The organism is Polaromonas sp. P1_E12, assembly GCF_056405975.1.
The window spans coordinates 283,279-306,813 of sequence record NZ_JBFUBB010000004.1 but is presented as its reverse complement, the minus strand read 5'-3'; the positions used below and the strand labels follow the sequence as shown (position 1 = coordinate 306,813).

At 63.5% G+C, this 23,535-nt stretch carries 20 protein-coding genes; 8 read left to right on the top strand and 12 right to left on the bottom strand.

What is annotated here, in order from left to right:
• Positions 1 to 26: 26 nt before the first annotated feature.
• Both AC1D13_RS13950 and AC1D13_RS13945 read right to left on the bottom strand, forming a co-directional pair.
• Positions 27 to 1,445 (bottom strand): peptidylprolyl isomerase, encoded by a 1,419-nt coding sequence (locus AC1D13_RS13950; protein ID WP_457282088.1) that lies wholly within the window; start codon positions 1,443 to 1,445, stop codon positions 27 to 29.
• On the bottom strand, positions 1,438 to 3,894 hold the full coding sequence (locus tag AC1D13_RS13945) for an LPS-assembly protein LptD (protein WP_477689732.1): 2,457 nt from the start codon (positions 3,892 to 3,894) through the stop codon (positions 1,438 to 1,440). Before AC1D13_RS13945 ends, AC1D13_RS13950 begins: the two co-directional genes overlap by 8 nt.
• Before the next feature lie 117 nt (positions 3,895 to 4,011).
• Between AC1D13_RS13945 and AC1D13_RS13940 the strand changes: the two genes are divergently transcribed.
• From AC1D13_RS13940 to AC1D13_RS13930, 3 genes are all read left to right on the top strand, one after another.
• Positions 4,012 to 5,184: an aminoglycoside phosphotransferase family protein gene (locus AC1D13_RS13940; RefSeq protein ID WP_477689731.1), complete on the top strand. Its 1,173-nt coding sequence runs from the start codon at positions 4,012 to 4,014 to the stop codon at positions 5,182 to 5,184.
• A gap of 102 nt (positions 5,185 to 5,286) precedes the next feature.
• Positions 5,287 to 6,051 (top strand): 16S rRNA (uracil(1498)-N(3))-methyltransferase, encoded by a 765-nt coding sequence (locus AC1D13_RS13935; protein WP_457281930.1) that lies wholly within the window; start codon positions 5,287 to 5,289, stop codon positions 6,049 to 6,051.
• The gene (locus AC1D13_RS13930) at positions 6,048 to 7,217 is read left to right on the top strand and encodes an MFS transporter (RefSeq protein WP_457281929.1); all 1,170 of its coding nucleotides are present in this window, start codon (positions 6,048 to 6,050) and stop codon (positions 7,215 to 7,217) included. The genes AC1D13_RS13935 and AC1D13_RS13930 overlap by 4 nt, the downstream gene beginning before the upstream one ends.
• A 152-nt stretch (positions 7,218 to 7,369) precedes the next feature.
• On the opposite strand, the gene AC1D13_RS13925 is transcribed toward AC1D13_RS13930, so the two are convergent.
• Both AC1D13_RS13925 and AC1D13_RS13920 read right to left on the bottom strand, forming a co-directional pair.
• The gene (locus tag AC1D13_RS13925; RefSeq protein WP_477667062.1) at positions 7,370 to 8,299 is read right to left on the bottom strand and encodes a lysophospholipase; all 930 of its coding nucleotides are present in this window, start codon (positions 8,297 to 8,299) and stop codon (positions 7,370 to 7,372) included.
• Positions 8,300 to 8,372: 73 nt separating this feature from the next.
• On the bottom strand, positions 8,373 to 9,848 hold the full coding sequence (locus AC1D13_RS13920) for a M20 family metallopeptidase (protein WP_477689730.1): 1,476 nt from the start codon (positions 9,846 to 9,848) through the stop codon (positions 8,373 to 8,375).
• 211 nt (positions 9,849 to 10,059) lie between these two features.
• On the opposite strand from AC1D13_RS13920, the gene AC1D13_RS13915 reads away from it, so the two are divergent.
• On the top strand, positions 10,060 to 10,926 hold the full coding sequence (locus AC1D13_RS13915; RefSeq protein ID WP_477667060.1) for a DUF72 domain-containing protein: 867 nt from the start codon (positions 10,060 to 10,062) through the stop codon (positions 10,924 to 10,926).
• Here the strand turns inward: AC1D13_RS13915 and asd are convergent.
• Together asd and AC1D13_RS13905 are read right to left on the bottom strand one after the other, a co-directional pair.
• On the bottom strand, positions 10,923 to 11,777 hold the full coding sequence (asd, locus tag AC1D13_RS13910) for an archaetidylserine decarboxylase (RefSeq protein WP_477667059.1): 855 nt from the start codon (positions 11,775 to 11,777) through the stop codon (positions 10,923 to 10,925). The genes AC1D13_RS13915 and asd overlap by 4 nt on opposite strands.
• 74 nt (positions 11,778 to 11,851) lie before the next feature.
• The gene (locus AC1D13_RS13905; RefSeq protein ID WP_457281924.1) at positions 11,852 to 12,040 is read right to left on the bottom strand and encodes a heavy-metal-associated domain-containing protein; all 189 of its coding nucleotides are present in this window, start codon (positions 12,038 to 12,040) and stop codon (positions 11,852 to 11,854) included.
• Positions 12,041 to 12,207: 167 nt separating this feature from the next.
• Between AC1D13_RS13905 and AC1D13_RS13900 the strand changes: the two genes are divergently transcribed.
• From AC1D13_RS13900 to alkB, 4 genes are all read left to right on the top strand, one after another.
• The gene (locus tag AC1D13_RS13900) at positions 12,208 to 14,649 is read left to right on the top strand and encodes a heavy metal translocating P-type ATPase (RefSeq protein WP_477667058.1); all 2,442 of its coding nucleotides are present in this window, start codon (positions 12,208 to 12,210) and stop codon (positions 14,647 to 14,649) included.
• A complete protein-coding gene (gene cueR / locus AC1D13_RS13895; RefSeq protein WP_477667057.1) occupies positions 14,642 to 15,055 on the top strand; it encodes a Cu(I)-responsive transcriptional regulator in 414 nt (137 codons plus the stop codon). The genes AC1D13_RS13900 and cueR overlap by 8 nt, the downstream gene beginning before the upstream one ends.
• A 100-nt stretch (positions 15,056 to 15,155) precedes the next feature.
• Positions 15,156 to 15,899 carry a 2OG-Fe(II) oxygenase gene (locus AC1D13_RS13890; RefSeq protein ID WP_477667056.1) on the top strand — a complete coding sequence of 248 codons (744 nt, stop codon included), beginning with the start codon at positions 15,156 to 15,158 and terminating at the stop codon, positions 15,897 to 15,899.
• Positions 15,900 to 15,909: 10 nt separating this feature from the next.
• Positions 15,910 to 16,563: a DNA oxidative demethylase AlkB gene (gene alkB / locus AC1D13_RS13885; protein ID WP_477689729.1), complete on the top strand. Its 654-nt coding sequence runs from the start codon at positions 15,910 to 15,912 to the stop codon at positions 16,561 to 16,563.
• A gap of 15 nt (positions 16,564 to 16,578) precedes the next feature.
• On the opposite strand, the gene otnI is transcribed toward alkB, so the two are convergent.
• From otnI to metX, 6 genes are all read right to left on the bottom strand, one after another.
• Complete coding sequence (gene otnI / locus AC1D13_RS13880; RefSeq protein WP_457281919.1) at positions 16,579 to 17,412, bottom strand: 2-oxo-tetronate isomerase; 834 nt, start codon at positions 17,410 to 17,412, stop codon at positions 16,579 to 16,581.
• A gap of 5 nt (positions 17,413 to 17,417) precedes the next feature.
• The gene (locus AC1D13_RS13875) at positions 17,418 to 19,295 is read right to left on the bottom strand and encodes a SulP family inorganic anion transporter (RefSeq protein ID WP_477667054.1); all 1,878 of its coding nucleotides are present in this window, start codon (positions 19,293 to 19,295) and stop codon (positions 17,418 to 17,420) included.
• A 51-nt stretch (positions 19,296 to 19,346) separates the two neighbouring features.
• Positions 19,347 to 20,738, bottom strand: a complete 1,392-nt coding sequence (chrA, locus tag AC1D13_RS13870) for a chromate efflux transporter (protein ID WP_457281917.1) — start codon at positions 20,736 to 20,738, stop codon at positions 19,347 to 19,349.
• Complete coding sequence (locus AC1D13_RS13865) at positions 20,735 to 21,616, bottom strand: chromate resistance protein ChrB domain-containing protein (protein WP_457281916.1); 882 nt, start codon at positions 21,614 to 21,616, stop codon at positions 20,735 to 20,737. Before AC1D13_RS13865 ends, chrA begins: the two co-directional genes overlap by 4 nt.
• A 116-nt stretch (positions 21,617 to 21,732) precedes the next feature.
• Positions 21,733 to 22,341, bottom strand: a complete 609-nt coding sequence (metW, locus tag AC1D13_RS13860) for a methionine biosynthesis protein MetW (protein ID WP_477689728.1) — start codon at positions 22,339 to 22,341, stop codon at positions 21,733 to 21,735.
• Positions 22,338 to 23,501, bottom strand: coding sequence for a homoserine O-succinyltransferase MetX (gene metX / locus AC1D13_RS13855; RefSeq protein WP_477689727.1), 1,164 nt, complete (start codon positions 23,499 to 23,501; stop codon positions 22,338 to 22,340). The genes metW and metX overlap by 4 nt, the downstream gene beginning before the upstream one ends.
• Positions 23,502 to 23,535: the final 34 nt, after the last annotated feature.

Below are 23,535 nucleotides of genomic sequence, written 5' to 3'. Positions count from 1 at the left end.
ACCTTAAGGAAGGCCTGAGGCGATCTTCACAGCTGCGGTGCGTCACGGTACTCCACATAGGCGCGGCCCCGAATCTCCTGGATCCACAGTGCATAGGCTTCGTTTTGCTTTTTCTCGCGCAGCACACCGCGCGCCATCTCCCGCTGTTCACGTTGCGATAGCTGGGTCTCGCGGCGTTCAAGCACCTGAATAAGATGGACGCCAAAACGGGAAACCAAGGGATCCGAGACCTGATTGGGCGCCAGGCCGTTCATGACTTTCTCGAACTCAGGCACAAACATGCCGGTGCTTGCCCAGCCGAGGTCACCGCCTTCCTTTGCGGAGGCATCGTCGCTGTTCTCACGTGCGAGTGCTGCGAAATCAGCCTGCCCGGCCTGGATGCGTCTTTTAAAACCCGCCAGCTTCTCCACTGCGGCGGCTTCACTGAGCTGTGGCGTCAACCGGAGCAGGATATGCCTGGCATGGGTTTGTGCCACCATCATGCTGGGCATGCCGCCTTGCCGTTTTTCGATGACTTTGAGGATGTGAAATCCCGCCCCGCTCCGAACCGGCCCCGCCAGGCCCCCCGCCTGCAATTTGCTTGTCGCCTCAACAAAGAGATCCGGATAGCGGTCTGCAGTCCGCAACCCCATCAGGCCCCCCGAAGCGCGCGTGGGAGACGCCGAAACTTCGGCGGCCAGTGCCGTGAAGTCTGCACCGTTGCGGGCACGGTCCATCACCTGCTGGGCCTTGGCCTGCAGCGCTGCGACTTGATCGGGCGTGGCATTTTCCGGCACGGCCACCAGAATTTCCGCGAGGTTGAGCGCCAGCGAAGACGATGGGGTGCCGCCATCCTGGTCACGCAGAAATTGGTCGACTTCCTGCTCCGTGACCGTTGCACGAGTCTCCAGCTCGCGTTGGCGCAAACGGCTGACCAAAAGCTCGTCCCTCAATTCCGAGCGGAATTGGGCATAGTCAATCCTGTCCGCTTTCAGGCGATTGCGCAGCTCGTCGACCGTGATCTGGTTTTGGCTGGCGACGGTCTGGACCGCAGCTTCGACGGCATTGTCATCGACCCGCAGACCCGAATTGCGCGCCATTTGCAGCTGCGCCTTGTCGCTGATCAGGCGTTCCAGAATTTGTCCGACCATTTCACTGCGCGGCGGCACTGTCGCGCCCATCTGAAGCATTTGTTGCTCGGTCCGAATCAACTTGCTTCGAACCTCGTTGTTGGTAATGGGTTCGGAGTTGACCACGGCAACAATGAAGTCAGCCTGCCGCTGCGCGCTTCCTTGCGCCGACGCAGTCCGGGAGCCCGTGGCCGCGTCGGGCAGGCGCAATGTACCCGATGGCCGCAACCCCTGCGCCTGAGCACCCACCATCAGCACAATCGACAATGCCATGGCCGTTGTGGCGGCTTGAGTGGAGTTCAAAAAAAATCTTGGGACGGCGCGGTTATTAGTCATAAGTAGTAAAGCGGCTTGGCGTGCTGGTATTCTCACGCAGATATTGGTAACGTGGAACATTCGACTTCAGGGTTTCCAGGGGGTTGGAACCGAGGCGCGAAAACCCCACAAGTTCAAGCTGAAACAGGATTTTCGTATCCGAGCTTCCGGTCCCGGTTTGAGAGCGCTGCAGAACCACGCGCCCTATCCAGCAGCAACCATCGTATTCAACACCGATGATCGAGTCGACCAGTTTTTTGTCCAGCACGCTGTAATTCAGGCGCCCAACGGCATAGTAGCGGCCGCCTCCCTGGCCCTGCCCAGCGCCCAGATCTTTTCCCTTGTCGCCCCACAAATCATTGATGGGCCACTGCCAGCCCACGTCAATTTGCTCGCTGACATTGCGCTGGCGCCGGAATGCGGCACTGATGACGCGGTAATTGCTGGGGTTGTAGCGCACGCCAATCGACGCACGCTCAGATTGCTTGGTCTTCGGGTTGTACTGAACCGTACTGTCGAAAGACCACTGCGGCACCCAATTGACGGAAGCCCCGACCAGCAAGTCGCTGATGCGGTCGGTGACCGGCAATACACCCGGCAGGGTCACCTTCTGATCCTCAAAACGAAAGCGCTGCGCAATGCCGACACGCACAGCTTCAGCACCGGTCGCAGGATCCAGCAGACGCGAGGTAACGCCCAGGGTCAGCAGGTTAGCGTCTGAAATACGGTCATTACCGACAAATGCGTTTTCGGTAAAGACCGTGGCGAAGTTGAAGTCGTTGGACCCGGAGTCGTAGTTGGGCAGCAGGCTCTGGTCGCGATAGGGAGTACGCACATAAAAGGCCCGGGGCTCCAGTGTCTGGGTAAAGTTCCGGCCCAGGAACCCGGCATTACGTTCAAACTGCACGCCGCTGTCCAGGCTGAAGGTAGGCACAACACGCGACGCCGTTGTCGCACCATTGGGCAACGCTGAATCAAATTTGTAACTCGTGGCATGCAGCTGCACTTTGGGGGTGATGTACCCCGCAGGCAGCAGCCAGGGGCGGCTCAGTTGCAGCCGCGTGAATGCCCGGTCACTATTGGGCTGGTTGGTGAGCTGGCGATCTGCGGAAAAACGGGTGAAGTCGCCCTCCACCGACCAGTCAAAGCCATTGCCCAATCCCACCACCGGCGCATCCACACGGGTGTACGCCGCTGCAAACTGGGGCAGGCGGTCGTAAGGCGGAACGATGGGCGAAGTGACATCCTGCAATGTCTGCCATTTGAGCGTTCGCATGGACGAAGAAAAGAACCCGCGGGTCCACGACAAACTCGCGTCCTGGGGCAGAAGGCGCTGGGTGGTCGCCCCCTTGAGAGCTGGAAAGTCACGCCAATAATCGTTGTCACTCACCCGGTTCAGGTTGAGGTTGATGCCCAGGTCGCCGACGGATGACAGGCCGCTGCTGATGGCACCAACGTGCTGATAACTGTAGGACCAGCGGTCACGATTGCGCAACTTGTCGCCGGGCAGGAAGTTTCCCTGCAGTTCGCCTGTGTACTTCGGCTCCAGGTAGCGGAATTCGCCGGCGAGGTCCACCCCGCGTTTGGTCATGATCGCCGGTGAAAATGTCGCGTCCCGATTGGGCGCAATATCAAAGTAATAAGGTTGCCGATACTCAAACCCGTTGATTGAGCCCATGCCGATGGAGGGCGGCAGAAGACCCGACTTGCGCTTGTCGCTCAACGGAAAACTCACCCGGGGAAAAGCCAGGATAGGCACATCCTTGAAACGCACAACGGCTCCATTGGCAACGCCAACTTCGCGGTCCAGGTCAAACTCGAAGCTTCTGGCGCGCAATACCCATGAGGGCTCCCAGCTGGCCTCGTCATTGCGCTCGCAGGTGGTGTAGCTGGCGCGCTGGGCCGTCAAATGGCCTTCATCGATGAAATCGATCCGCTCCGCCTGGCCGTTGCCGCTGTTGCTGAGGAAGCGGTAGGCCGGCGTCGTGAAAAAGCCTTCAAACCGGTCCAGCTTGATCTCCAGCTCGGGACCCTCAAACCTGTTGCCCGCCCGGTTGATGCGAACATTGCCGCGGCTTTTAAGTTGGTCTTCGGGCTGGTAGTACTCAATGCGGTCCGCGCGGATGGCGGTAGACCCGCGGCGCAATTCCGCATTGCCGTCAATCACGGTTTCAAGATCGGGGCGGCCGGAAATCCGGTCGCCAAAAACAAATGTGGGGCCCTTGTCCTGGGGATCGCTGGAAACCTGCTCGGCCAGCTGGGGCGAAGACTTGAGTTTCGGGGTGTCGCCTGCGGGCCGGTCCGCGGGGGGAACAGCGGAAGGGGCCTGAAAAGGAACAGGTGACGCAGCCGGAGTTTGGGCGTGCGCCGTCCCGGCACCCGTCATCCCCAGTGCTGCGCAAACCACCAGCGTGGAGACAGCTTGAGCTATCGGGGAAAGAATAAAGGGCGAAGGGGATGCGCGGCGCATCGTTTATGTGAGATAAACCCGTTTGTAAAATCAGGCCTGATTATCCATGACCCTCCACCCCGTCCCCACAATGTCGAACCAGCGCCCAATTGCAGGGCTGGCAGGGACTCCAGAAACATGACCACCCCTTCCATTGCCTGGGCCGACCCGGCACGTGCCATGACCTTCGAAGCCTGGCTGACTGCCGCTGCCCGCCAGCACAATCTGCGGGTCGACACCATCAGGCCGGCATCAGCTGACGCAAGTTTTCGCCGCTACTTCCGGGTGGACGCAGCAACAGGCGATGGCAGTTACATCGTCATGGACGCACCACCTGCACAGGAAGATTGCAGACCTTTCGTCAAAGTCGCCGGCCTGATGAGCGGCGCCGGCTTGATTGCCCCGCGCGTACTGGCCTGGGATGAGCCAATGGGCTTCATGCTGCTAAGCGACCTGGGTGCGCAGACCATGATGGAAGCGATTAGACCGCCCGCCGAGGTTGATGCTATCGCCAGCCCCACTCCGGCGCACTACGACCTGTATGTAGATGCGGTGGAGGCCTTGGTGCGCTGGCAACTCGCCTCCACGCCCGGCGTGCTTCCGCCCTACGACGATGCACTCCTGTCGCGCGAGCTGTCGCTCTTTCCGGACTGGTATGTCGCCAGACATCGCGGGCTGGCGCTGGACACCGGCCTTCAGGACAAGCTGAACGTCATCTTCGAACAGATCAAGGCCAGCAACCTGAATTCGCTCAATGGCGCACGGGTGTTTGTGCACCGCGACTTCATGCCCCGCAATCTGATAGCCCCCACGCTTGTCGCTTCGCGTACTACGCTGCCCCCTCAAGGGGCTAATTTTCCTAGGGGCGGCCCGTCGGAAAATTTCACGGCCCCTGAGCGCGGCGCGACAGGCCTTGGGGTGCTGGACTTTCAGGACGCGGTCTACGGCCCCATCACCTACGACATCGCCAGCCTGATGCGCGACGCCTTCCTGAGCTGGGAAGAAGATTTCGTACTGGACATCACCGTGCGCTATTGGCAAAAAGCCCGCAAGGCCGGCCTGCCGGTCGGTGACGATTTTGGCGAGTTTTACCGGGCCGTGGAATGGATGGGCCTGCAGCGCCACCTCAAGATTCTGGGCATCTTTGCGCGCCTCACGCTGCGTGACGGCAAGCCCAAATACCTGGCCGACACGCCCCGCTTCATCAAATACGCCCGCAACACCGCTGCGCGCTACCGGCAGCTCGGGCCGCTGATGGTGCTGCTCGACGAGATTGAGGGCAATGAAACCCGTGTGGGCTACACCTTCTGATGCACAATCAGGCCATAGCGCCCACTGGCTCTGCGCAAGCAGCTATTATTTTTATAGCATTCACAGCAAGCACCTAACAATGCATCTTCCTGCACCAGCACCATGACCGCCCGGTTTTTCGCTGACATCGCGCTGGCGTCTGGCAGCATCGTCAGCCTGCCGCCATCCACTGCGCGCCACGTCCAGGTCTTGCGGATGCAGCCCGGCGACGCCCTGACAATATTCAACGGCCAAGGCAACGGCCAGCCCGGCAGCGAAGGGGAATTTGCAGCCACCGTCGAGCGCATGGGCCGCAGCGATGTGGAGGTCCTTATCGGCGGCTACACCGCCACGGCACGCGAAGCCAGCCGTTCCATTCACCTGGCCGTCGGCATGCCCGCCAATGACCGCATGGACTGGCTGATTGAAAAAGCCGCCGAATTGGGCGTGGCCAGCATCCAGCCCTTGATGAGTGAGCGCAGCGTGCTGCGCATCAAGGGTGAGCGAGCCGACAAAAAAATCGCGCACTGGCGGGGCGTCGCCGTCGCGGCCTGCGAGCAATGCGGCCGCAGCCGCATACCACCCGTTCACGACGTCGCTAACCTGTCTGACTGGCTCAAAGGCGCGGGGCAGGGCGCAGCTGGCGGCACCCGGCTGCTACTCTCATTACAAGACGGCAGCCGGCCGCTGGCCGAAGCGGTGGCCGCAGCTGGTGCCGGCGCACTGACCTTCCTGAGCGGTCCCGAGGGCGGCCTCAGCGCGGCTGAAGAGGCTGCGGCCATGGCTTGCGGCTTTGCGGCCGTCACCCTCGGCCCGCGCGTGCTTCGGGCCGAAACCGCACCGCTCGCCTGCCTGTCGTTTCTCGCAGTGACAAGCGGCACGCCATGAACCGCAATCTCTGGCTGCTGGCCGTCTGCCAGGGCCTCTTTCTCACCAACAACGTCACCTTCATCGCCATCAACGGCCTGGTCGGCCTGAACCTGGCACCGCTGGGCTGGATGGCGACACTGCCCGTCATGGGCTATGTGGTGGGTGGCGCGCTGTCCACGTCCGTGGTGGCGCGCACGCAAATGCGCTTCGGGCGCAAGATTTCCTTCCAGCTGGGCCTGCTGGTGGCCGCCGCCTCGGCCCTGCTGTGCTGCTATGCGGCTTACAGCAAAAATTTCTGGCTTCTGGTGGCCGCCACAGTGGTGGCGGGCTACTACAGCGCCAATGCCCAGCTCTACCGCTTTGCCGCGGCCGAGCTCGCCCTGCCGGCCTTTCGCGAGAAGGCCATTTCCCTGGTCATGGCAGGCGGCCTGCTGGGCGCCGTCGCCGGGCCCAACCTGGCGGCCTCTACGCGGGGGCTGACCGACGTGCCCTTTGCAGGCGCCTACCTGGCGCTGGCCGGCGTGGCGCTGCTGTCGATGGCGCTGCTGGCATTCATCCGGTTTCCGCCGCCGCCCGAGGCGCATGCCAGCCGCGGTGGCCGGCCACTTCGCGAAATCATGCGGCAGCCGATCTTCATCGTGGCCGCCGCAGCCGGTGCCCTGGGCTTTGGCGTGATGAACCTGCTGATGGCGGCCACGCCAATTGCCATGCAGGTTTGCGGCCTGCCGTTTTCCAGCGTCGCGCTGGTGCTGGAGTGGCACGTGATCGGCATGTTCGCACCCGGTTTTTTCACCGGTCACCTGATCCGGCGCTTCGGCACTTTGCCCATCATGGCGGTGGGTCTGGCGCTCAACGTGGTGTGCGTGCTGATCGCGCTCTCGGGCGTGGAGCTCAAGGAATTTCTGGCGGCGCTCTTTTTGCTGGGTCTGGGCTGGAATTTTCTTTTCACCGGCAGCACCACCCTGGCGCTTGAGACCTATCGGCCGGAAGAAAAAGACAAGGCGCAGGGCGCGCTCAATTTCTGTATTTTTGCCGTGCTGGCGGTTTCCTCGCTGGCCTCCGGCGTGCTGGTGACCACCCAAGGCTGGGCGCTGTTGAACCTGGGGTCACTGCTGCCGCTGGGGCTCACCGCCGCCGCGCTGGCCTGGCTTGCACTCGGCCAACGCAAGGGACAGAAGGCCTGAGAACCTGGTTACGCCTCGCACCGTGTCCGACATTGCGGTCAGGCTGGGCATGGAACCCGGTGATGTCGCCAGTTACTGCTATTGTTTTTATAGCTGTTTGCGCCCGTTCTTATTGGGCTGAAGCCGAATTTCTCTTGAGATTTTCTTAACCGCTAGAAGCGGGCGTCCAGCCAGGCCTTGAGCGTGTCAAACACCGGCTCCGACTCGACTTCATTGAATATCTCGTGATAGAGGCCCTCAAAGCACCGCGACGTCACCGTACCGGCGGTCACGGCCGGTGAGTGGGCCGCGTTTTCCGAGAAAGCGCGGCTGCCGGCCGGATTGACAAGCCGGTCCGCACCCGCATACATCAGCAGCGTAGGCGTGCGCCATTGGGCGGCGGCCGCCACCGTCGCGGGACCCGCTGTTGCGATGAATTTGCCCAGGCGTGGCGAGATTCTGTCGTGCACCAGCCGGTCGGTGAAGTATTTTTTGACCACCTCTTCATCGTGCGAGATGTAGCGCGCGTCCAGGCCGTTGCCCACACACAGGTCGGGTGCCAGCCTCGGCATAAAGGCCAGCAGCAGCTTTTGCAAGACGTTGAGCCCCGGCTCCAGCGCGGGAGAAGACATCACGAGGCCATCCACGGGGCGAATGTCCAGTGCGACAAACCGGCTCACCACCAGACCGCCCATGCTGTGGCCAAGCAGAACCAGGGGAAGATGCGCAGGCGGCTGCGGGCTTCGTCCGTCCGCGTTGACCTCCTCCAGAAGGCGCACGCAACGCAGGCGCGTGTCGTCGACTATTTCGGCCAGGTCGTCCAGCAGTGCAGTCTCATTGGGCAGCACACCACGGACCCCGCCCGATTCGCCATGGCCGCGCTGGTCGTAGGCACGCACGGCAAAACCCCAGTCGAGCAATTGGCTGGCGACATGGTCGTAGCGGCTGGCGTGCTCGCCCAAGCCATGGACCAGCAGCACCATGGCGCGCGGCGGCAACGCATGTTGACCCCCTTCGATGGCCAAAGCATCCAGTGGCCACTCATAGAGAGCCAGGTTCTCGCCGTCGCGGGCGGTGAAAGGCGCTAGGACGGTGGAATGCATGCGGCAGCAAAAGCCTGGCTTGAAACAAGCGCTGCCGGCAAACCGCGGCGCAAAGAAGGGTAGCTCACCCGCATCAACCGGGAACACGGGCCATCACATGCGCGACCGCGGCGGTCAGCTTCTTCGCATAGGGCACGTTCAGGAACTCGTTAGGGCCGTGCGCATTGCTCTTGGGGCCGAGCACACCGCAAACCATCATCTGCGCCTTGGGGAAGCCCTTGCTCAGCATGTTCATCAGCGGAATGGTTCCGCCCTGGCCTATGGTGCCGCAGGGCGCGCCGAAGAAGCTTTGCGACGCATCGTTGAGCGCGTTCTCAAACCAGGGTACGGTGCTGGGCGCATTCCAGCCGGTGGCGCCGCCGTTGCTTTCAAACGTGACTTTGGCCTGGTAAGGCGCATTGTCTTCCAGCAGTGTCTTGAGTTCCTGCACCGCGGCGCCGGCGTCGATCAGCGGCGGAAAACGCAGCGAGAGCTTGAAAGCGGTGTAGGGGCGCAGCACATTGCCTGCATCCTTGAGGGCCGGAAAGCCTTCGGCACCCGTCACGCTCAGCGTCGGCCGCCAGGTGCGGTTGAGCAGGGCTTCCACCGGGTCGGTCGTGGTGGGCAAGGCAAATGCGCTGGAGCCTTCACAGTCGTAGTGCGCCCAGGGAAAGCGCTTGTAGATTTCTTCGCCGAGGATTTTGGCGGTGGCCTGCGCCTGCACCAGCCGGTCGGCCGGAACCTCACAGTGAAAGCTCTGCGGCAGCAGACGACCGGTCTTGCTGTCTTCCAGGCGGTCCAGCACCTGGCGCATGATGCGAAAGCTCGACGGCACCAAGCCGCTGGCGTCGCCGGAGTGCACGCCTTCGGTGAGGATTTCCACCTTGAGCACGCCCGCCGCGTTGCCGCGCAGGCTGGTGGTCAGCCACAGCTGGTCGTAGTTGCCCGCGCCGGAATCCAGGCACACCACCAGCGCGACGTCGCCCAGGCGCTCACGCAGCGCATTGACGTAAGGCAGCAAATCATAGGAGCCGCTTTCCTCGCAGGTTTCGATCAGGCCAACGATGCGCGGGTGCGGCACGTTCTGCGCTTTGAGCGCCTGCACCGCGGCAATGCTGGCGTAGACCGCATACCCATCGTCGGCGGCGCCACGGCCATAAAGCTTTCCATCTTCGTACTTGGCCATCCAGGGGCTCAAATCATTGCGCCAACCGGTGAACTCGGGCTGCTTGTCGAGGTGGCCGTACATCAACACGGTTTGCGTCGAATCGGCGCGCGTGGCCGGGATCTCAAAGAACAGCACCGGGGTGCGGCCTTCGAGGCGCACGATCTCCAGCTTGAGGCCTTCGACCTTCTGCGCCTCGACCCAGGCCGCCGCATTGCGCATGACGGTGTCGATGAAGCCGTGCTGCGCCCAGTCGCTGTCAAACGTGGGGGACTTGGCTGGGATGGAGATGTAGTCGGTGATCTGTTTGACGATGTCGCCGTCCCATTGGGCCGTGACCTGGGACAAGGCCTGGGCGGCGTTAAGGATGCTGGCGGGGATTTCGCGGTGCAGTGGGGCGTTCATTGGAAAGGCTCCGGGAACAAGGGTATCGGCTTTTTTAGGACAGCGTTTTGCTGCCGCACCTGCTACTGTACGCTTCCGACACAGACCGTGCCACCGGCCAAGGGAAGACCCGCAATTGGAGAACTCAACCTACAGCGCCTCGCAGGCGGCGTGGGCAAAGATAACTCCTCTAATTGGACGAGAAAGCAGACAAGTACGCCACGGAGCCGCCATGACACCAGCAAGCCGCGCACACGCGCCATCTTCCGCCGCCACGCCTTCCACGGCAGCCGATTCCCGCATCCGCGCTGGCGTGGGCGGCTGGACCTTTGAGCCCTGGCGCGACAACTTTTTCCCAGCCGGCCTGGCGCACAGCCGCGAACTCGAATACGCAAGCCGCCGGCTGAGCGCCATCGAGGTCAACGGCACCTACTACGGCACACTCAAGCCGGCCAGCTTCAGGAAATGGCACGACGAGACGCCGGACAACTTCATGTTTTCCCTCAAGGCCTCGCGCTACGCGACCAACCGCCGGGTGCTGGCCGAGGCGGGCGAGTCCATCCAGCGCTTCACTGAAAGCGGCATCAGCGAGCTGGGCGACAAGCTGGGCCCCGTCGTCTGGCAATTCATGCCCGGCAAGGTGTTTGAAGCAGGGGATTTCGAGGCGTTTCTGTCGCTGCTGCCCAAACAGGTGGACGGCCGGGCGCTGCGCCATGTCGTCGACGTTCGCCACGAGAGCTTTATGTCGCCCGATTACCTGGCCTTGGCGCGCCGTTACAAGGTCGCCACTGTATTTACCGACTCTGACAAATTTCCGTCTTTCGCCGACCTCACGGGTGACTTCGCCTATGCCCGCCTCATGATGAGCGAAGCAGGGCTGGAGACCGGCTACGAGGAAAGTGCGCTGAACGCGTGGGTTGAGCGCGCGCGGCAATGGGCTGACGGCTCCGCGCCGGCCGACCTGCCGACGCTGGAAGAAGCCCCGGCACAGGGCAAGGCGCGCGACGTATTTGTGTATTTCATCAACGGTGCCAAGGAAAGGGCGCCGGCGGCGGCCATGGCACTTTTAAATCGCCTGGGCTTCACGCCTTCTGCCTAACCATAGACCGCCATGGCTTCGCCGAGCCGTATTTCGCGGCCGGGCGCCCACTCGGCATTGAACTGCAGCGGCCCTTTGGGAAACAGCATGACGACTGTGGAGCCCAGCAGGAAGCGGCCCATTTCCTCGCCCTGCTTGAGGCGAATGGCGGAGGCTGGCTCGTCGGGGTAATCCCATTGCCGCACCACCTTGCCGCGCGGCGGGTTCACCACGCCGTGCCACACCGTGGCCATGCTGCCAACGATGGTCGCGCCGACCAGCACCAGCACAAAGGGCCCGCGCGCCGATTCGAAAACGCAGACCACGCGCTCATTGCGCGCGAACAGCCCCGGCACGCCGCGTGCGGTAACGGGATTGACGGAAAACAGGTCGCCCGGCACATAAATCATGCGCGTCAGCCGACCGCCTGCAGGCATGTGGATGCGGTGGTAGTCCCGGGGGCTCAGATAGAGCGTAGCGAAATGGCCGTCCTGGTAATGCGCCGCCAGCGCCGCATCCCCGCCCACCAACGCAGTGGTCGAATAACTGTGACCCTTGGCCTGAAAGATCTGGTCCTTCTCGATCGCACCGAACTGGCTGATCGCACCGTCCACCGGCGAAATCAGCTCGGCATTGGCCAGCGGCCGCGCGCCGGGCTTGAGCGCACGCGTGAAGAAGTCGTTGAAGGTGAGATAGCTCGCAATGTCGGAGTTGAGCGCCTCGTCCATGTTGACCTGGTACTTGGCGACAAAGCGGCGGATGATTTCGGTGGTGACCCAGCCACGCTCGCGCGAAGCTACAAAACCGGCAAAGTTGGTCAGCGCCTGCTTGGGAAACAGGTATTGGGGGAGGACGGCGAATCGGTCGGACACTAGGCGGCTTGAATGGAGGGAGGAAGGGCCATTCTATCGACGCCGAAACGTCTTTTCCGCCGGATATCGGCGTGCTACTGTGCGGGATAACCCGCCTCGGCCAGCGCAGCCGCCACGGCTTGCCGGCCTTGCGAAGATTGCACCACAACCTTTTTGCCGGGCAAGTCCACACTGACCTGCGCCGCTGCATCCAGCGATTTGATGGCCTGGGTGACGGCGCCAACGCAGTGGCCGCAGCTCATAGCGGGGATATTAAATTCCATAAAGACTCCTTGGAAGCTGTCTGAGAGATTGGTACAGGGATTACCCAGAAGTCTGAACCTTCCCATGGGGGCAGGGTCAAGCGTAGCCCGGCAAGTCCTGCCTCGATTCAGGGCTATTACACCAAGGCGCTTGACCCTCCCATGGTGGTAAGGTTGAGACTACAGGCATGAACACCCCATCCACGTTAAAAACATCTCCCGTCATGCCGGCGCTGACCGAGTGGCAGTTTCCCGTCCAGGGCATGAGCTGCGCGTCCTGCGTGGCGCGTGTGGAACGTTCGCTGGCCAACGTCCCGGGCGTTGAGGACGTGAGCGTCAATTTCGCGACCGAACAGGCCAGCGTCAAGGTGCGCGCCGGTGTCGGCATGCACGCCCTGAGGACCGCCGTCGCCAAAGCCGGCTATAGCGTGGCCGAACAATCCTTGCGGCTCAAAATAGACGGCATGACCTGCGCCTCCTGCGTGTCGCGCGTCGAGAAGGCGCTCAAGCAGGTACCCGGGGTGCTGTCGGCCAGTGTCAACCTGGCCACTGAAACCGCGGAAGTCAGCGTGGCCGGCGACGGCGCCTTATTGCCTGCGCTGATGGCGGCAGTGGCCAAAGCCGGCTACCACGCGTGTGAAATCCCCGCTTCCGGCACTCCCGTGGACAAACCCGCCGCCGCCTGGTGGCCCATCGTGCTGGCGGCTGTCCTGTCTGCGCCGCTGGCGCTGCCCATGGTCGGGACGCTGTTCGGCAAAGACTGGATGCTGGGCGGCTGGTGGCAATGGCTGCTGGCCACGCCGGTGCAGTTCTGGCTGGGCGCACGCTTTTACCGCGCCGGCAGGAGCGCCTTGCGCGCCCGCACCGGCAACATGGATTTGCTGGTCGCGTTGGGCACCTCAGCCGCCTACGGCCTGAGCATCTATCAATTGCTGCGGCATGGCGGCCATGGCATGGCTCACCTGTATTTTGAAGCCTCGGCAGTCGTCATCACACTGGTGTTGTTGGGCAAATGGATGGAAGCGCGCGCCAAACACCAAACGACCGCCGCCATCCGCGCGTTGCAGGCGCTGCGCCCCGACACCGCGCGCCGTCGGCGCGATGGAAGGGACGAAGACGTAGCCTTGCAAGACATACAGCTCGGCGACCTGGTGGTGGTGCGCCCTGGCGAACGCATCGCGGTCGACGGCGAGATCGTCGAGGGCTCCACGCAGGTGGACGAATCGCTGATCACCGGCGAAAGCCTGCCTGTTGCCAAGCATGCGGGCGACCACGTGACTGGCGGCGCGGTCAATGCCGAAGGCCTGATCGTGGTGCGCACCACGGCCATAGGCGCGGAGTCCACGCTGGCCCGCATCGTGCGCATGGTCGAATCGGCCCAAGCCAAAAAAGCACCGATACAGCGGCTGGTGGATCAGGTCAGCGCGGTGTTTGTGCCAGTGGTGATCACCATTGCCCTGGTGACGTTGCTGGGCTGGGGCCTGGCCACGCAGGACTGGGAGGCGGCCATCCTCAATGCGGTCGCTGTGCTGGTGATCGCCTGCCCCTGCGCACTGGGGCTGGCAACGCCTACCGCCATCATGGTGGGCACCGGCGCCGCCGCACGCCAGGGCATCCTGATCAAGGACGCGGAGGCGCTGGAAGTGGCGCACAGCGTCAAGGTAGTGGCTTTTGACAAAACCGGCACGCTGACCGAGGGTAAGCCCGAACTGGTGGCGCTGGAGCCCAGCGCCATCGCTGCCGATGAGCTGCTGGCCTGGTCGGCCGCCATCCAGTCGGGCAGCGAACACCCGCTCGCCCGCGCGGTCACACGGCGCGCGGCGGAGCAGCAGCTTGAGATTCCCGCGGCGACAGAGTTGCGCGCCGTCGCCGGCCGCGGCATGGCCGCCGTGGTGGCAGGCCGCGAACTGCGACTCGGAAGCCCGCGCTTCATGCAGGAGCTGGGTCTGGACTTGAACAACCTCGCCGCACTGAACGCTCGCGCAAAAGAACTCGAAGCCGAAGGCCGCACGGTGTCATGGCTGGCCGAAGTCACCGGAACACCGCGGCTTCTCGGGCTGATGGCGTTTGGCGACACGCTCAAAAGCAGCGCGGCGCCGGCGATTGCCCGCCTCCACGCATTGGGCATTCAAACTGCTTTGGTGACCGGCGACAACCCCGGCAGCGCCGAAGCCGCGGCGCAGCAACTCGGAATAGACCTTGTACATAGCCAGGTGTTGCCGCAAGACAAAGCCGCCATCATCGGCCAGCTCAAGGCTGGCGTGCAAGCGCAAGGCGGGCGTGTGGCCATGGTGGGCGACGGCATCAACGATGCGCCGGCCCTCGCCGCGGCCGATGTGGGCATCGCGATGTCCACTGGTACCGACGTGGCCATGCACGCAGCCGGCATTACGCTGATGCGCGGCAACCCGGCTCTGGTGGCGGACGCCATCGATATTTCGCGCCGCACCTACGCCAAGATCCGCCAGAACCTGTTCTGGGCCTTTATCTACAACGTGGTCGGCATCCCGCTGGCTGCACTGGGGCTGCTCAGCCCCGTCATCGCCGGCGCCGCCATGGCGCTGAGCAGCGCCAGCGTGGTGATGAACGCCTTGCTGTTGCGCCGCTGGAAAGGAAGCACCCATGACTGACACCATTGATACAGGCCCGCTCAACATCGGCCAGGCCGCTGCGCACTCGGGCGTGTCCGCCAAGATGATTCGCCACTACGAGTCGCTGGGCCTGCTGCCCACGGTGCACCGCACCGACGCGGGCTACCGCCAATACGGCGAAAAGGAAGTGCACACGCTGCGCTTCATACGCCGCGCCCGTACCTTGGGCTTCAGCATGGCCGAGATCACCGAGCTGCTCAAGCTGTGGCAGAACAAGCGCCGCGCCAGCGCGGACGTCAAACGCATCGCACTGGCCCATATGGCCGATCTGGAGCGCCGCATCGCGGAGATGGAGGCGATGAAGCAGACCCTGGGGCACCTGGCGCATTGTTGCCAGGGCAACAGCCGGCCCGACTGCCCTATCCTGACCGAGTTGGCGGCTTGATCGCGGCTGAATGAAATGTCCGGTTCTGGCGAGCGTCAGCGAGCCGTCGGATTTATCCTGAGCTGTTGATGGACGCTCCATCGCCCTGACGAATTGCAGCATGCCACTTGTTTCTGAAACACCTATCCTGTTGCCCGACCCAACTGAAGCCGGCGCTGGCCCGGATGACTGGGCGCACATCACAGCCACACTGAACCGCCACGGCAGCGCTGTGCTGCCACAGCTGCTGAGCGCGCAGGAATGCAAAACCGTGGCCGGGCTGTATGCCGATGCATGCCATTTCCGCAGTCGCGTGGTGATGCAGCGCCACGGCTTTGGCCAGGGCGAATATCAGTACTTCAATTACCCGCTGCCGGACATCGTGGCGCGGCTGCGCACCATGCTTTACCCGCAGTTGGTCGGCGTAGCCAACGCCTGGAACCAGGCCATGGGAGTCGATGTACGTTACCCGGTTGCCCATGCTGACTTCCTCGCGCGCTGCCACAAAGCCGGCCAGGAGCGGCCTACGCCGCTGCTCTTGCAATATGGCCCCGGCGACTACAACTGCCTGCACCAGGACCTGTATGGCGAGCACGTGTTCCCGATCCAGGTCGCGGTGCTGCTGTCGCGCCCGGGCGAAGATTTCACGGGCGGCGAATTTGTGCTGACCGAGCAACGCCCGCGCATGCAGTCGCGGCCCGAGGTGGTGCCGCTGCGGCAAGGCGATGCCGTTGTGTTTGCCGTGCACCATCGCCCGGTACAAGGCAGCCGGGGGTTTTACCGGGTCAATATGCGGCACGGCGTGAGCACGGTGCGCAGCGGGCACCGGCATACGCTGGGCATTATTTTTCATGACGCGCAGTAAAGGAAATGATTTGACCTTGGGGCTTTTCGATGAAGTGCCGACACCTTATGCGGTGCCCGAGCTGATCGCGCCGGGCGCCGTGTTGCTGCGCGGCTTTGCCCGCGAGGTGGATGAAGCCTTGCTACAAGCCGTGGAAGACGTGGTCGCGGCCGCGCCACTGCGCCATCTGGTCACACCGGGCGGCTACACCATGTCGGTCGCGATGAGCAACTGCGGCGCGCTGGGTTGGGTGTCCGACCGCAGCGGTTACCGCTACGACACCAAAGACCCGCTCTCTGGCAAGCCCTGGCCTACGATGCCAGGCAGCTTCTCCGAACTCGCACTGCGCGCCGCAGCGCAAGCGGGCTTTGACCACTTCCGCCCGGACGCCTGCCTGATCAATCGCTATGAACCCGGCGCGCGGCTGTCGCTGCACCAGGACAAAGACGAAGGCAACATGGACGCACCGATTGTGTCGGTGTCGCTGGGCCTGCCTGCCGTGTTCCTGTTCGGCGGCTTGAACCGCAGCGGTCGCCCCGCGCGATACCGCCTGGTGCATGGCGACGTCGCGGTGTGGGGCGGCCCATCGCGGCTGGCCTATCACGGCGTGGCGCCGCTGGCCGAGGGTGAGCATGCGCGCCTGGGCCGGCAGCGCATCAATCTGACGTTTCGCTGCGCGCGCTGAACAGGCCGAACGCGCTCAGGCGCGTTCGCGAAATTTTTTCAACCAACCCAGACCGGCCGGCGTAGCACCGGCTTCTGCGCCGCGCAGCGGTTTGTACTCGCACCCCACCCAGCCGCTGTAGCCCAGCTCATCCAGCAACGCAAACAGATAGGGATAGTTGATCTCGCCAACATCCGGCTCATTGCGGCCAGGCGCACCGGCGATCTGCAGATGGCCCACATGGCCCGTGGGCAAGTATTTGCGCAGCTTCATGGCCAGGTCGCCTTCAACAACCTGGCAGTGGTAGAGGTCCATCTGCACCTTGACGTTGAGCGCGCCCACTTCACGGATGATTTCATGCGCGTGGTCTTGCCGGTTCAGAAAGAAACGCGGAATGTCACGCGTGTTGATGGGTTCGATCAGAAGATCCACACTCACCTTGGCCGCCAGCGTGGCGGCCTCACGCAGGTTGTTCACATAGGTGGGCTGCACTGCTTCCCGCTCCATCCCCTCCGGCAACACACCCGCCATCACGTGGATGCGCGGGCAGCCCAGCGCTTGCGCATAGTCGAGCGCAATGGCGATGCCGGCGCGGAACTCGGTCTCATGGCCCGGCAGGCAGGCCGTGCCTTTTTGCGAGGAGGCCCAGGCCTTTTCAATACTGGCCACATCCACGCCGCCGGGCGGAGCGTTGAACAGCACCAGCTGCTGGCCGTGCTGCTGCAGGATGGCTTTGAGCGCCGCTGGTTCCCATGCATACGGCGAGAGGATCTCCACAGCCGTGAAGCCGTCACGCGCAGCGGCGGCAAAGCGTTCGGCCATGGGTAGCTCGGTGTACATCCAGCTGAGGTTGGCGGCAAATTGGGGCATGGGTTTCAGGGGCTAGGTGTGTCGGGGCCAGGCGCGGACTGGCATTCCCAGAATATCCGCGCGGTGCAGTGGCGGCAAATCTCCGGATCCAGCTTGTTGAAGATGGTGGCGATGGCGGTGAACTTGTCGGGGAACTGGTGCTCTGGCCCGAGCACGCTGGTAAAGCCGGTCTTGCGCCACATGCGGATCACCTCGGGCCGCGGCCGGTGAAAGTACAGATCGCCGCCCATGGCGCGGCGTGCGGCGAGTTCAGCCTCCCAGAGCTCGGCCCCAGCCAGGTCAATGAAGTTCATGCTCTTGCCCATGACCAGCAGGTGTTTTTGCGGCTGGGACTGGGTGCGCAATGCGTGCAGGATGTCGGCCACGTGCTGGGTCGCGCCGAAATAGACCTCGCCTTCCATGCGCAGCAATTTGAGCTGCGGGCATTCTGGCAAGGCCTGGGGCGTCGCTTCCACCGACGCGTCGGCCTTCTGCGCGGGAACGACGTCAACCCCTGCGTCAACGCTGTTGTCAACGACCACGAACTGCCGGTCCAGGCCGCGGCTGTCAAAGCCCATGGTGCGCATGGCGGGCTTTGACGTGCGGTAGAGAAAAGACATCAGCGACAAAATCATGCCCAGCAAGATCGCGATCTCCAGCCGTATCGTGACGGTGGCCACCATGGTGGCCAGCGCCACACCGAAGTCGCTGCGGCTCAAGGTGAACAGCTGGCGCCAGCGCGCGAAGTCCAGCAGCGCGAACGCCACCAGCACCAGCAGCGCCGCCAGCGCGGCCATGGGGATTTGCGCGAGTAGCGGCGCGCTCACCGCCACCAGCGCCAGCAGCAACAAAGCCGAAAACACCGAGGCCAGCGGCGTGCGCGCACCGGCCTCCAGGTTGGGCATGGAGCGGTTCATCGAGCCGCAGGAAACGTAGCTTGAGAAAAACCCGCCAACGATGTTGGACAGGCCCTGGCCGCGGAACTCGCGGTTGGCGTCTATGCGTTGGCCCGAGCGCAGCGCCACCGTCTTGGCGATCGAGATCGCCTGGCCCAGCGCGACGATGGTTAGCGCAAACGCCAGGCCGATAAGGTCGGCGGCCTGCGCCCAGCTGATGCGCGGCACTTCGAACCTCGGCCAGGGTATGGGGATCTGGCCCACAGTACGCAACGAGGCGGAGGGTGCGGCACCGGGATGAAGAAGGCCGCTCCACACCCAGGCCAGCGCAGTGGCCACCGCCAATCCGATCAACATGTACGGCCAGTTGCGGCGCAGGTGGCGCAGCAGCAGCGCGACGCCCAGGGTGATGGCCGCAACACCCAGCGCCATGGGCTGGGCGGAAGTGATCTGCGTGAGAACATGTCCAAGAACCGCGGCCGCGCTGTGCTCAGGCGCGGCCGGCAGGCCCAGCAGGTCGGGCAACGCATGCACGGCGATCAGCAGCGCCGCGCCCGAAGTAAAACCAAACAGCACCGCCGGTGAAATGAAGTTGGCCAGCACACCCAGGCGCAACGCGCCAATCAGCCACTGCATGACGCCCACCATCACGGTGACGGCCAGCGCCAGCTGAATGTAGAGCGGGCTAAAGGCCATGGCCAGCGGCGAGAGCATGGCGAACAGCGCCAGCGAGTTGGCGTTGGTGGGCCCCGACATGACATGCCGGCTGGAACCGAAAAGCGCGGCGATGATGCAGGGAATCACAGCGGTGTAAAGGCCGTAGGCCGGCGGCAGGCCAGCCAGCGTTGCGAAGGCAATGCCTTGCGGCAGCACCAGCACTGCGCCCAAGAGACCCGCCATCGCATCGGCCCGCACAGTAGCAGGCGACACCTCGCGCACCCAGTCGCCAAAAAGGCGTTCCAGGAGCGGGATCGACGGCCGGGATGCGCTGGGGGCTGAGGGTTCCATCACGAGGGCCTGAGCATACCGCGCCCAGCCCCCGGTCATCCAGCGCCGCGATCAGGCCAGGCCGGACAAGCGCAGCAGCAGGCCGGCGAGCGCCGACGCCGCAATCACCTGAATCACGCCGCGCTTGTAGCGCAGCAGCGCCACGGCGGCACCCAAAGTAATGGCCAGCGCATAAAAGTCCACCCGGGCCAGCCAGGGGCCACCGGTGTTCGCGCGCAGGGCAATGTGCGCCAGGAAAAACAGCGCCAGGCTGGCGATCACGCCGACCACCGCGGCCGTGATGGCCGTGAGCGGCGCAGTGAAATGCAGCTTGCCGTGCGTGGACTCCACCAGCGGCCCACCTGCCAGAATGAACAGAAAGGAGGGCAGGAAGGTGAACCAGGTCACCACGCTGGCTGCCAGCGCCGCGCCCAGAAACAGCATGTCCGGGCCCAACACCTGCTTGGCCCAGCCGCCCATAAAGCCGACGAAGGCCACCACCATGATCAGCGGGCCGGGCGTGGTTTCACCCAGCGCAAGCCCGTCGATCATCTGCGGGCCGGTCAGCCAGTGGAACTGCTCCACCGCTCCCTGGTAGACATAGGGCAGGACCGCATAAGCGCCGCCGAAGGTGAGCAGCGCAGCCTTGGTGAAGAACCAGCCCATCTGCGTCAGCGTGGCATCCCAGCCCCGTGTCGCCATCAATGCCCCTATGGGCAATAGCCACAACACCGCGCCCACGCCCAGTACGGCGGCCAGGCGCGAAGGCTTGAAGCGGGCGTGCTCCGGTGTCGGCGTGTCGTCGTCGATCAGCGCCGGCCCATATCCAAGCCTGGCCTCGCCATGCCCCGCGCCACCGGAAAACTGTGCCGGCGAGAAGCGGGCCCCCAGCCACCCCACCACCGCCGCGCCAAGTACGATCAGCGGAAACGGCAGGTTCAACGCATAGATTGCTATAAAACTGATAGCTGCTATCGCCCATAGAACGGGGGCCTGGGCCGGTTTTCTTAATGAGCGTGAGCCGATGCGATGCACCGCCTGCAGCACAATGGCGGCGACCGCCGGCTTGATGCCGTAAAACAGGCCGGCGACCAGCGGCACATCACCAAAGGCCACATAAACCCAGCTGAGCGCGATCAGGATAAACAGTGAAGGCAGCACAAACAGCGCGCCTGCCACGATGCCGCCCCAAGTGCGGTGCATGAGCCAGCCGATGTAGGTGGCCAGCTGCTGTGCCTCGGGGCCGGGCAGCAGCATGCAGTAGTTCAGCGCATGCAGAAAGCGCCGCTCGCTGATCCAGCGTCTTTGCTCGACCAGTTCGCGATGCATGATGGCAATCTGCCCGGCGGGCCCGCCAAAGCTGATGAAGCCGAGCTTGAGCCAGAACTTGAGCGCGTCGGCAAAAGACACGGCCGACGGCCGTTCATGGGGCAAAGGGAGGGAAGAGGGCAAGGCGGTGGTCACTTGGCGGCTCCGGTCATGGCTTCTGGTTTCCAGTTGTGCGGCTCGCCTTGCGCACTGCGGCACCATGCGTAGAGCGCGTCGTATAGCGGCATGGCAGCCTCCAGCATGGCGTGGTCGTCGTCCGCGTGCAGGCGCGACAGGCCCAACGAGAACGCCAGCAGGCCGGCCGATTGCGGCGCGAGTTCGAGGCGGTCTGTATCGGCGCCACGCACGATGCGCGCCAGGGTGGCCAGCGCGGGATCTGTCAATCCAAAGGCCCGCATCAGAGTGTCAAAGCTGCACAGCTCGCCTTCATGCGAGACCGGCGCGCCAGGAATGTCGTAGGCCACGGCACCCAGCCGTTTTGCTTCACTCAGCACCTGCAGAGTCGGCACGTAGAAGAATTCCGCGCGCTCATCGATGAAGCGCCGTACCAGCCAAGGGCAGGCGATGCGGTCGATTTTGGGCCGCTCACGCGTGATCCAGCGCGAGGGCTGCTCGCCGGTGACGCCCCATTCGGGCCGCTTAAAGACGGTGGCGGGGCGCTGCGCGCGCCATTGGGCGATGTCTTGCGGCGTATCAACGCCGTCTTCACCACCTTCGATACCGCCGGCCAGCGCGTAAGCATTCCAGCCCGCGGCGCGCAGCTCGGCGACAGCATCCGCGCTGACGTTGTGTCCATAGACGCAATACACCACGACTTCGCGTGGCGGCTGTGACGCGGCAAAGGCCGCCACATTTTCCGGTGCGCAGCGCTGGGCACCTGCAATTAGACGGGGGCTTTCAAGGAATTTTCCTTTGCGCCTCACATCGAGCAGCAAAGGTGCATCGGCACGGCCCATGCGGGCGGCGAGTTCCTGGGGGGAAATGGAGGGAACGGAAAGGGTAGAGGTGTCCACGGAGTACTCCAATGAGTTGCCAGCGCTTGGACGGGACACCGTCTATCTGTGAAGATTCGGGAGGCTGAAATCCCGATGCGCGAATACTAACACCAGAGCGCGTCCTTGCGCCAATCCTAACTCCGCTGGAACTTGAAAACCGCCCGGCTGGCACGGGCATTCGGCCAAAAGCGGACTTCGCGGCCATCCTGCAAGCCGAAGGAATCCAGGATCTGCAACTGGTTTTGCAGCGCAAGCGCTTCAAAATCCTGCAGCGTGCCGACACGGATGTTGGGCGTGTCATACCACTGGTAAGGCAACACCTTCGTTACCGGCATGCGGCCGCGCGCAACAGCCAGGCGGTTGGGCCAGTGGCCGAAGTTGGGAAACACGACGATGCCGGCGCGGCCTACACGCGCGGTTTCACGCAGCATGGTTTCGGCGTTGTGCAGGTGTTGCAGCGTGTCGATCTGCAGCACCACGTCAAACGAGCGGTCGCCAAACAGCGCCAGGCCCGCTTCCAGGTTGAGCTGGATCACGTTGACGCCGCGCGCCACGCAGGCCTGGACGTTGGCGTCGTTGATCTCGACGCCGTAGCCCGAGCAGCCGCGTTCACGGATCAGGTAGTCCAGCAGCTCGCCGGTGCCGCAGCCCAGGTCAAGCACACGGGAGCCGTGCGGCACCAGCCGCGCGATGGACAGCAAATCAGCCGAGGGCTGAACATTGAGTTCGACAGGCAGGTTCATACAGCGGCCACCTTGCTCTGAAAATAGGAGCGCACCACGCCCAGGTAGCGATCATCCTCCAGCAAAAAAGCATCATGGCCGTGCGGCGCGTCGATTTCTGCGTAGCTCACGTCGCGCTGGTTGTCGAGCAGCGCCTTAACGATTTCGCGGCTGCGCGCGGGGGAAAAGCGCCAGTCGGTGGTGAAACTCACGAGCAGGAACCTGGCTGTCACATGGGCCAGCGCCTGGGTGAGGTTGCCGCCATACACCCGGGCTGGGTCGAAGTAGTCGAGCGCGCGGGTAATCAGCAAATAGGTGTTGGCGTCAAAGTACTCGCTGAATTTGTCGCCCTGGTAGCGCAGGTAGCTTTCGATTTCGAACTCGATGTCTTGCGTCGTGTATTTATAGGGGGCATCGGCATTCACCGTCTCGGCTACCGCTTGCCGTAACTGACGGCCGAACTTCTCGTTCATCACGTCGTCGCTCAGGTAAGTGATGTGGCCGATCATGCGGGCGATGCGCAAGCCGCGTTTGGGCAGCACGCCGTGACGGTAGAAATGGCCGCCGTGAAAATCGGGATCGGTCACGATGGCGCGGCGGGCGACTTCGTTGAAGGCGATGTTCTCGGCGGTGAGGTTGGGCGCGCTGGCCACCACCACGGCGTGGCGCACGCGGTCGGGGTATTGCAGCGTCCAGGCCAGTGCCTGCATGCCGCCCAGGCTGCCGCCCATCACGGCGGCAAGGGTCTGGATGCCCAGGCGGTCCAGCAGGCGGGCCTGGGCGCTGACCCAGTCCTGCACTGTGACGACGGGGAAGTCGGCGCCGTAGAGCTCCTGCGTGTCGGGGTTGGGCTGCATGGGCCCGGTGGAGCCGAAGCAGGAGCCTAAATTGTTGACGCCAATGACGAAGAAGCGGTCAGTGTCGACCGGCTTGCCGGGGCCGATCATGGTGTCCCACCAGCCTTCGGATTTGGCTATCGGCTGGCCCTGCGCATCGAGGTACACGCCCGCCACATGGTGCGAGGCATTGAGCGCGTGGCAGATCAGCACGGCGTTGGATTTGTCGGCGTTGAGCTCGCCGTAGGTCTCATAGCTCAGGTCGTAGGCGCGTATTGACGCGCCGCTCTGCAGCGGTAGCGCCTCAACGAAATGCATGCTGAGCGGGGTGGCAATAAGTGTCAAAAAATCACCTGCTGAAAACAAAAAACCCGGCATC